A 10,034-nucleotide genomic window follows, 5' to 3' on the forward strand; every position below is an offset into this window, starting at 1 on the left:
CGACATTGTTACTGCCAGGTTTATCGGACAGGTCTTTGTCGTTAATCAATAGCCCGGCTCTGAAATAGTTGTCGTGTTTATTGTCCTGCCCCAGTATATTGCAGAGCCTGGCCAATTACCTCCTCCGTGTTGCGGGAATTTATTTGGTTGAAGCTAAAGTCGTCGTTGAATACGATTGCCCTTCCATTAAAGTAATCCGCTGTGCTAAGATGCCTCTGAAGCCCGACACGCGGAGTGAATAGCAGGCGCCACTGCATGGTGTATAATTTAGTTAGGGGCGACTAGCAGGAAAATCAGTGCTTTTTTTTAGAGATAATGAACTTTTCGCATTGGACAATGTTCCTTGGAGAGGTAGAGATAGTTGGTTTTAGTAATTATACAGATCGGGAATTCATGCGCCCGCCACTTTTTAGATGAAAATGAAAAATACAAAGATATTACAGGCAGCCAACGAATTTGTGGCAAAAGGAGATTATGAAAGCTTTCTGGCCTACTGTACTGCAGAAACGGAATGGGTCTTTGTAGGGGACCGTGTCCTCCATGGGATAAAAGAAGTCCGCGCTTATATGAAAGAGTTCTATCATGAACCGCCAGTTTTCAAATTGGAAAAGTCTATTGAGGAGGGCGATTTTGTTATGGTGACCGGGGAAATCAGGTTGAAAAATAAGGCCGGGGAATATGAAAACTTCGATTATTGCGACATTTGGCGATTCGAAGATGGAAAAATGGCGGAACTTAAAGCATTTGTCATTGAAAAACACTGATCGTAGCTACAGTCATCGCAACCAATGCCTTGTAAAACAACTGATTCTATTTGGAACGGTGTTTGGATTAGCTGTTTTAACAAAAATAGGAAGTTGAAATTATTGGCATCAACATTCGGTAAAAAATAGCTGTGATTCCTGCCAAAAAAATGATGGATGTTGTTATTATCATCTTTTCTCCATTTTAGCTCTCCGTGTTGAATCATTCCGATGTATTTTTGTACCTGGTCGTCGGTCAGTAGGCTATTGTCCTCAATATGATAATCGAAATTCTTAGTATACTTGTCGTGCTGGATACTGCCTACATAAGCATTGTTCAGATAAATGTGCCAAAGACTGTATTTTCTCGCGCGTACCTCGACTACCTGGCGCACGCCATGGTGGTAAAATAGCTCCGGTACATCGCTATCGAATCGTAGGATCAGTGCATCGATACATGCTTCCTTTATATCATCTGCAAGTTCTCCAAACGCAAGTTCCCAAACTCCCTGAGACTTCCTGAAAACGTAAAATGCAAGCCCATTTTTGTTGTAAAGATGATAGTCTTTCTTGCCCATGCTTTTATCATGCACAGTCATTTGGACATACATAACGCGATTACGGCAAAAGACTTCAAGAGGTTTCATGGATTAAAAATACTAATTAATTAAGTAAAAATAAGTGATCAAATTGTGGTAATTGTATCTTTCAGTGTCACTACACTCCTTTGTACTTTATTTGAGTAATTTTTTTTTACAATTATAAATACTGCTAACAGAGGGATCTTCCTGCCTTGATACTGCTGATCTGCATAAACCGTATATATCATGGTTCTAAATATTTTTAGAAAGAACAACAGCTATCGCATATAGGTTTATCTATTGGTAAATATTGGCCAGCGAGCAATTTTAACCGACTAGTGTATACATCCTCTTTTATAAGTGCACTGGAATTAATGACAACGTTTTTAAGTTCACCATTTTTACATTTTAATGTTCCTGCCGATCTTCAATGTGCTCATTATTTAGCAGCTTTTGCAAAAGTACGGAGCTCAACAGTTAGATAATACTGAATCGCCCGATCACTGCGGTTAAAGAAATATTTTCTCAGTATGAAAAATGGCATTTTAATTGATGCAGGAAGCAGGTTTACGTTTAACTTTCACGTATTGGAATGCACACAATATTACTCGTGGACGATCATACGCTGGTACGAAACGGCTTTCGTCTTATACTGGAATCTTGTAAAGAAATAAGCATTATAGGCGAGTGCGGTAACGGGCTTGAGGCATTGGAGTTCTTGAATAACAATCCGGTTCCGGATCTTGTACTTACAGATATAGCGATGGATGCGATGGACGGGATCACTTTGATCCACAAGGTAAAGGACAAGTTTCCTTCGCTCGGAATCGCAGTTCTGTCCATGATTGAGGATAAGGCAACTGCAGCTGATGCATTTAGGGCAGGGGCGGCCGGTTATATATCTAAAAGTTCCGATTATGGACAACTCGTTGATGGTGTATTACAAGTTTTGAAGAGGCAGAGATATCTTTCAATGTCAATTGGTCTAGCATTGATGGATCATTTCGAGGCACATGAACCTGCTCAGTTTGATAAACAAGCTATTTTCCTCCGTTACGATATTTCTGAGAGAGAACTGCACATCCTTAAGCTTATCTCACAGGGGTTTACGAACTCAGAAATTGCCGACCAGATATTCCTAAGTAAACGCACCGTTGAAGGTCATCGGCAGCAGTTGATCGATAAAACGGGAACCAAAAATACTGCTGACCTTGTGCGGTTCGCATTTCAGCATAAAATCTTGCAGTAGCTGACGAACATTGGTTTGCTTATCTCGAGCTTAATTACATAGAGGCACCACCGGATCTTACAGCAATAAACTTCTATCAGCTACCCGCTGTCAGGATGGAGATTTGTCCGGTAAGCTCTTCAAAGTCTATCGGTTTGGGAATATAACCATCTACACCGACAGCTAGGCATTTTTCTTTATCTCCTGGCATTGCCTGGGCGGTTACTGCTATAATCGGTATATTGTAATAGGAGCGATCTGATGATCTTATGAAAATTGGTCATGTTAGTGTTAGAACAAAAAATAAGCCCAACTAGCTTCTAAAAGCTATGCTTAGCTAGAAATAGCATGCGTTAATTGAATTTTATGGTACGGAATAAGATCGACGAAGCCTATTTTAGAAAAACAAGGCTGGAAGGTCTGTTGTGGAACAGGAAATTGGTTAGTGAAAAAGAGGCTTTTTGTAAGTTGGCGAACTTCGAAAATAGATGTATTTTGGAATCATTAGTGGTCCCGTCGACCAATGGTCCTTCCAAGCAGTTTGAGAATTTCGATCATGCTATTAGAATTAGATTTAAGACATTGTGAATATCCAATAGCTATTTTCAGGACTCTGATCCTGGGATCATTAATTCCTTGGTCGAAGTTGCGTAAATCTTTAAGTGACCAGTATTTCTCTATGTCACAAGAATTTTTGCTGATTTCAGCAGTACCAATTATCTGTAAAAGCTCAGATGTCTGGGGCATGGTATAAATGAGTTTAATATTGTTATTTGCTAGCAAATTGCAGTAGGATTTGCTAGCAGTCGAAAGTAAGCTATTTATATCATCATTTTGATCAATTTCTTTGATTTCCAAGTATTCAACATCGGGAAAATCTTCCTTTCGGGAGGAAGTACATAAAATTCCATTCCGAATTTCATTCAGTACAATCTTGAGCATAGATATGGTCTCTTTTTTATTTTGAATAAGATCTGTCATCCTTAAAATTTTGAATCTAATTTTTAAACAAAAGCTATCTAAACATCGTTGTAAGTCTTTATACTTAAAGTTCTGAATAATTACTTTTTTGAATCGCTATGAATCATGATTGCCAATATGAAATTTTACACTAAAAGAAATTTATTGATCAGATTTTCCAAATCAACAAGATTAAAAGGTTTCTCCAGATAAGTGTCAGCGCCAGCCTGATTAGCAAGAATTTCTATATCTTTATTTGCTGAAAGGTAAATCACTGGTATACAATTGTATTTGGGATGATTTTTTAATAGTCTAGTAGCTTCGATGCCTCCAATCGTTGGGATCCAATTATCCATCAATATTAAATCTGGTTTTATCTCTGAAACTTTCTCAATAACATCTTGAGAAGTATAAGAGACTGCGACATTATAGCCAAAGCTTTCTAGAACAAGCGTAGCCATTTCTAGTAATTGCTTGTCATCATCAAAAAGTAACAATGTTTTCTTATTCATTTTCTAAAATTTTTCAATTAGAGGAATGAGTTCATCAATCTCAATCGGTTTTGAAATATATCCGTCCGCTCCAGCCAAAAGGCATTTTTCTCTATCACCGGTCATAGCCTGGGCTGTTACAGCAATAATCGGAACGTTGCGATAATTTTCTTCTGAGCCCTTTATTTTGGCAATACCTTCATATCCGTCGATATCGGGCATCATCATATCGAGGAGAACAATGTTTACCCGCTCATGTTGTCTAAGCAATTCTAGGCCATCTGCCAGTGAAAAGCTGCTGAGCACAGCATAGCCTTTTGATTTAAGAACTAACTTAAGGGCGAATATATTATAGGGCTCATCATCTATGATAAGAATAAGTTTTTTGTTTTCTATTTTCATACAATTAGTTATTATATAGCCATACGCGTAATAAAGAGAGCAATTGATCTGTATCTACCGGTTTAGAAATGTAGTCAGAAGCTCCCGCAACAAGACATGCTTCGCGATCACCCATCATATTTTTAGCTGTTATTGCTATAATAGGTATCGAACTGTAGTCTGGATTTTGCCGTATCATTTTGATTGTTTCATAGCCATCCATCTCAGGCATCATCATATCCATCAGTATGATTGATATATCGTCATGCTCTTCTATTTTTTCAAGGGCCTCTTTGCCATCCGTAGCAGAAATAACATTTATGTGATGCCTTTCCAAAGCTTGTGAGAGATAGTAAATTGTTCTTATATCATCGTCCGCTATAAGCACCTTTTTATCTTTGAGAACCTCTTTCATGGTTCCCAAACTTAAAGATTTTGAGTTTCCTGCCTCCGGATTATTTCCAACTAAATGTAAAAATAATCCAACCTCATCCAGGATTCTCTGATAAGAATTAGCCGTTTTAATGACGATAGAGTCTGCGTACTGTTTCAATTTTAGCTCTTCGGACTTAGAAAGATTTTTCCCCGTAAAAACAATAATCGGAATATTCTCAAGACTTGGTTTCTGACGGATCGAGTCTAGAGTTTCATATCCCCTGGAACCTGGAACTCCCATATCCAATATGACGCAATCGGCCCCGTGGGAACTCAAACTTTCAATACTATCCGCAATAGATGTTTTTATGTCGGAGATGATGTCATAACTACCTAAAAAATTCGACAGCGCTGCGGCATGTTTTGAATTTTCTTCAACTATTAAAACCTTTTTTGGGTTTCGGGCAAGTGCTTCTTCGATTTTTCTGAACATCTGCGCCATTTGTTCCAATGCAACAGGTTTATCAATAAAATCAATTGCCCCCTGAAGTAGACTTTCTCGTTTCACTTCGAAAGATGACATAATATGAACGGGAATATGACGTGTTATCGGATTACCTTTTATTTCTACCATGACCTGCCAACCATCTTTTACAGGTAACTGAATATCCAATAAGATTGCTGTGGGCTTATACCTAAGGGCTGCATTGGTCGCCTGGTCTCCACGTACAATAACAATTCCTTTATAACTTTGCTGACGTGTATAGCGGAGCAATGCTTTGGCGAAATTAACATCATCTTCTACAATCAGAATGACTTTGTCACCTTCTGTAATGTTATTTCGATCATCATCAACATCTGCGGGTATGATATCAGTGATATGGGGATTATTTGATAGGATAATTTCCTGTGTTCCTTCAATACTTTCCGAAATTGACTGTATAAGCTCACCCGTTGTCTGCGGCATATTTTCATGATTTGTTGGATCTAAAGGTAATATAAGTGTAAATGTACTGCCTTTTCTTTCCTGGCTATTCAAACGGATTTCACCTCCCAACAACCGGGCGAGTTCCCGGCTTATAGAAAGTCCAAGACCAGTTCCACCAAATTTACGGCGGGTGGATCCGTCCGCTTGTTGGAATGCTTCGAATATGACCCCTTGTTTGTCAGCGGGAATTCCTATTCCCGTGTCGGTTACGGCAAAGCTAATATTTCCAGCATCTTGCACTGTATGAGAAATTGCAAGCGTTACCTGTCCAATCGATGTAAACTTAATAGCATTAGATAATAGATTCCGTAGTATTTGTTCTAGCCGTTGCCGATCCGACTTTATTATTGGTGGAAGATCATCTGCGAGCTTAATCGTGAATGATAGTGCCTTTTCTTGCACAATAGGCGAGAATAGATTGTTAAGATCTCGTACCAGATCTGCCATGACAATATTTTGATAGTCAAGATCCATTTTACCCGATTCTATTTTAGATAGATCGAGGATCTCATCTATCAATGTCAGCAGATTTTGTCCGGAGAGCTGGATGACCTCGGCAGATTCGATCTGCTCTGTCGTCAGATTTTTCTCTGGATTGTCGGACATTAAGCGTGACAGCAAAAGGATCGAATTGAGCGGTGTGCGCAATTCATGGGACATATTTGCCAAGAACTCTGATTTATATCTGGTGCTGCGGGTGAGCTCTTCCGCTTTTTTCTGAATCTCGTGGTTGCGATCCGCTATCAGCAAGTTTTTTTCCTCCAGGAGTGCTGAGCGTTCTTCGAGCTCTTTATTTGCTTGCAGCAACTCTTCCTGTTGAACACGGAGCTCCTCTTCTGAGGTCTGGAGTTTTTGGGTATGGATCTCAAGGTTAGCATTGAGGTTTTCAAGCTCGGCATGTTGCGCCTGTAGTTCTTCAGTCTGCGTCTGTGTTTCTTCCAATAAGAGCTGCACTTTTTGGCGCGCTTGCGCCGCTACGATCGCTGCACCGATATGACGGCTAGCTTCCTTGTAGTAGGGAAGCTGCAAAGCCTCAAAATTAGCAAATGATCCTAATTCCATAACACCGATGCAAGTGCGTTCATCAAAAATAGGAAGCAATAAAATATTGCGGAGCGGGAAATGACCACTTGCAAAACTAACTATATTTTCTGCTGGATCAGGATTTTCTAGTATCCGTTCCTTGCCGTTTAAAAATACCTGACCAATAGCGCCTTGGCCAAAATCGATAGATTCTGGCATAGAAGTTTCTTGACCATAAGCACCGATTAAAACAAGTTTTTCCTGCTGTACCAGGTAGAGTGATCCATTGGCACAATCTGTATAATTGATCAAAGTTTGCAATGCTTCTTTGGCGAGGTCTTCTTGGAGTCTGTTGCCCACCAAAACGTCATTCAGCAACGCTAATCCAGTCTGTCGCCATTCATTATTGCTTAGCTCATCAAAAGATTTCTTGAGTGAAGCAGCCATGTGGTTTAATGACCCCGCCAAGCTACCTAGTTCATCGTGTTCCTGATCGTTGATTTTCACCTCATAATTTCCAGCGGCAATTTGCCCTGCGATTCTCTGCGTTGTGATAAGACGCTGTTTTATTTCGCCATCTTTTTTCCTAAGGTCCTCTTCCAATAATACGCGCTTTGCGAGGTCACCCCGAAGACGGATGTATGAAACTATGGTAATAAATAAGGAAACAATGGCCGCAATAATCACAAATAGTGAGGTCAAGGTAGAGGCTGCATTTAACCTTCCAGACCTGCTGTTTAATAATTTCTCCTCATTGTCTACGAAGGTGGCAATAAGTCCGCGGCAAACGTCCATATATTTCTTTCCCTCTTCCATATCCTTAAGGGTGATCGTCCCCTGACTGTTTTTGAGATTGACGAGTCCTATCAATTTGTTGAGGCGCGACTCAACTAATAGACCAACACTGTCAATGATCCGCTTCTGAGTAACATTGTCAGAGACCAGCTCTTTGGCAGAAGCAATGGATTGTGGGAGGGAACGCGTACTGGTATAAAAGGGTTGTAAAAAGTGTTCTCTTCCGGTCAGCAGAAAACCACGTTGTCCTGTTTCAGCATTTTGAAGATCAATCAAAATATTGTTGGCCTTTGAAATGACCCGTCGGCTATGATCTACCATTTCACTATTGTGAATCTGATTTCGGATGCTTAAGTATGAAGCTGTTGAACTCGCCAACAATAGGACCAGCGAAACTCCAAAACCTATTTGGAGATCTCTTAAAAAACGTTTTGGCATGGCCTAGTTTAATTTAAAGGTAAAGAAAAATAAAAAGTAGATCCTCCCGTTGGCGCGCTTCGGACACCTACAGATCCATTGTGCTGCCTGATAATCTCAGAACAGATATAAAGGCCGATACCCAAACCCTGAAAGTTCAGAGAAGATTCTTCCACACGGTAAAATTTATCAAAAACATGCTGCTGTTTGCTCTGTGGAATGCCTATACCATAGTCGGTGACCAATACGCTTACTTGATCACCCTCATACAACGTATCAATAACTATCCGTGGCTCACTAACAGAGTATTTGATCCCATTGCTCAGGTAATTCACTAGAACCTGTTCAATTCTTTTTTTATCACCTTGAACAGCTCGTCGATTAGGTTGCAGCCTCAATTCAAACATCACATCATTATTTATCTTTTTCATTGAATCTACAGTCTCTTCTATCAGATTTTCGATATCAAAGTTTTCTATTTGAAGATTAAGGTGTCCGTTTTCTATTTTGGAAATGTCAAGGAGGTCCTTTATTAATTCCTGTAACTTATCAACATGACCATCCAGTGTAAGGAGATGCTTTTCAATTGAATTCAGGTCATTCAGTTTGATCAAGCGAAGTAGAAATTGGACATACCCCTTTATACTTGTTAACGGTGTTTTTAGCTCGTGACTTGCAATACTTAAAAATTCATCTTTTTTTTGCTCCAGTTGTTTTTGATGGTCAATGTCGGTAAATGTCCCGACCCAAAAGGGGCCAGATTCCTGTTCTCGAATTGGGGATATGCGGAGAAGATGATACCTGTAGTTCTCTGAATCGTGTTCTTTGATGCGAACTTCTTTTTCGTAAAGGTCTTTATTGCTTACTACTTCGTGCCACAGCTCCTTAATTTCGGTCTCTTCAGGATGTGTGGAAGGAAAGGAATCTGCTGCTTGGACAAAATTAAACCATTGGGAATTAACAAATTTGATATCGCCATCAAAATTTGCGGTGAAGGCTAACTGCGGCAGAGACTCAAGAGTCTGATGCAATAGGTTGATCTGTTTTTCTAATCCTCGCTGAGCTCTTTTTCTTTCTTCAATTTCCACTAATAGCTGTTGCTGCATTTTATTTAAAGCAACTGTTTTTTCGTGGAGCTCATAAAAGGTTTTAACTTTCAGTAATAGAATTTCTGGATCTACTGGTTTGGTTACATAATCATGTCCTCCGGCAGCATAACCTTGTGTTATGAATTTTTTATCCTTATTTACTGCTGATAAGAAAATAATTGGAATATTCTTCGTTTTGTTCAGGCCACGTAATGTTGCAGCTACCTCAAAGCCGTCCATATCGGGCATCTGCACGTCCAGAATAATAAGGACATACTCGCCTTTTAATGCTTTTTTTAACGCTTCCTCACCAGAAAAAGCGGTATCTACCAGAAAATTTTTTGATTCCAAAAGCTTTTTTAAAGAGAATATGTTTTCTTCTTGATCGTCTACAATTAAAATCATGATTTATACATTAATGAATGATAAAAGTTTAAATTATCTAAATAAATATTAAATATATAATAGAGGTAGTACATCATCATTTTATATGCTCTTAGGTTTACGATAGATATTATGTAAGGCGAATAAACACAGATTTACAATTACCGCAAAAGAAGTGGAAAGGATAATTGGCATTTCTGTTTTTAATACTCCGTACCATGCCCAAAGGGAAAGACCAACTATTAATATGATGAGTACGACTGGTGCGATGTCATTCACAATTTTTCCTTTTAGAACCTCTCTAAGCTGAGGAAGCAAAGAAATAGATGTCAATATGCCAGCAATTAATCCCAAAATATCAAAGTTAATCAAGTTTGTTAGAACTATATTTCTTAAATATTCTGTCTTTATCTTAACAAGACTAAAAAACAATTCGTTTGTGAATTGGTAAAGTATTAAATAAAATCTAGTATTACAAGGATATTAATAAGAAAACAATAAGAAATAGTTTAAGTGTAGAATTGTTTTAAACTAGAAAATTTTTTAAAGTAGATAAGATATTGTAAGTACCCCATTTTTC

At 38.8% G+C, this 10,034-nt stretch carries 10 protein-coding genes; 2 read left to right on the forward strand and 8 right to left on the reverse strand.

The window, feature by feature from the left end; translation table 11 throughout:
- Positions 1–419: 419 nt before the first annotated feature.
- Entirely contained in the window at positions 420–764 is a 345-nt protein-coding gene (locus B3C94_RS02870; RefSeq protein ID WP_293898669.1) for a nuclear transport factor 2 family protein, read from the forward strand.
- Here the strand turns inward: B3C94_RS02870 and B3C94_RS02875 are convergent.
- On the reverse strand, positions 692–1,390 hold the full coding sequence (locus tag B3C94_RS02875; protein WP_293898672.1) for a hypothetical protein: 699 nt from the start codon (positions 1,388–1,390) through the stop codon (positions 692–694). The two genes, B3C94_RS02870 and B3C94_RS02875, sit on opposite strands and share 73 nt — an antisense overlap.
- 526 nt (positions 1,391–1,916) lie before the next feature.
- On the opposite strand from B3C94_RS02875, the gene B3C94_RS02880 reads away from it, so the two are divergent.
- Positions 1,917–2,573, forward strand: coding sequence for a response regulator transcription factor (locus tag B3C94_RS02880; protein ID WP_293898675.1), 657 nt, complete (start codon positions 1,917–1,919; stop codon positions 2,571–2,573).
- 76 nt (positions 2,574–2,649) lie between these two features.
- Here the strand turns inward: B3C94_RS02880 and B3C94_RS02885 are convergent, their stop codons facing one another.
- From B3C94_RS02885 to B3C94_RS23500, 7 genes are all read right to left on the reverse strand, one after another.
- On the reverse strand, positions 2,650–2,829 hold the full coding sequence (locus B3C94_RS02885) for a response regulator (RefSeq protein WP_349679117.1): 180 nt from the start codon (positions 2,827–2,829) through the stop codon (positions 2,650–2,652).
- Between the two features lie 227 nt (positions 2,830–3,056).
- The gene (locus tag B3C94_RS02890; protein ID WP_293898678.1) at positions 3,057–3,533 is read right to left on the reverse strand and encodes a pyridoxamine 5'-phosphate oxidase family protein; all 477 of its coding nucleotides are present in this window, start codon (positions 3,531–3,533) and stop codon (positions 3,057–3,059) included.
- A 125-nt stretch (positions 3,534–3,658) separates the two neighbouring features.
- Positions 3,659–4,024, reverse strand: a complete 366-nt coding sequence (locus tag B3C94_RS02895) for a response regulator (protein ID WP_293898680.1) — start codon at positions 4,022–4,024, stop codon at positions 3,659–3,661.
- A 3-nt stretch (positions 4,025–4,027) separates the two neighbouring features.
- Positions 4,028–4,405 carry a response regulator gene (locus B3C94_RS02900; RefSeq protein ID WP_293898683.1) on the reverse strand — a complete coding sequence of 126 codons (378 nt, stop codon included), beginning with the start codon at positions 4,403–4,405 and terminating at the stop codon, positions 4,028–4,030.
- Positions 4,406–4,409: 4 nt separating this feature from the next.
- Positions 4,410–8,003: a response regulator gene (locus B3C94_RS02905; RefSeq protein ID WP_293898686.1), complete on the reverse strand. Its 3,594-nt coding sequence runs from the start codon at positions 8,001–8,003 to the stop codon at positions 4,410–4,412.
- An 8-nt stretch (positions 8,004–8,011) separates the two neighbouring features.
- Positions 8,012–9,475: a hybrid sensor histidine kinase/response regulator gene (locus B3C94_RS02910; protein ID WP_293898688.1), complete on the reverse strand. Its 1,464-nt coding sequence runs from the start codon at positions 9,473–9,475 to the stop codon at positions 8,012–8,014.
- A gap of 81 nt (positions 9,476–9,556) precedes the next feature.
- Positions 9,557–9,886, reverse strand: coding sequence for a SemiSWEET family transporter (locus B3C94_RS23500; RefSeq protein WP_414712631.1), 330 nt, complete (start codon positions 9,884–9,886; stop codon positions 9,557–9,559).
- Positions 9,887–10,034: the final 148 nt, after the last annotated feature.

The sequence above is a fragment of the Sphingobacterium sp. UBA5670 genome (assembly GCF_002420705.1).
In the GTDB taxonomy this organism is placed as follows: Bacteria; Bacteroidota; Bacteroidia; order Sphingobacteriales; family Sphingobacteriaceae; genus Sphingobacterium.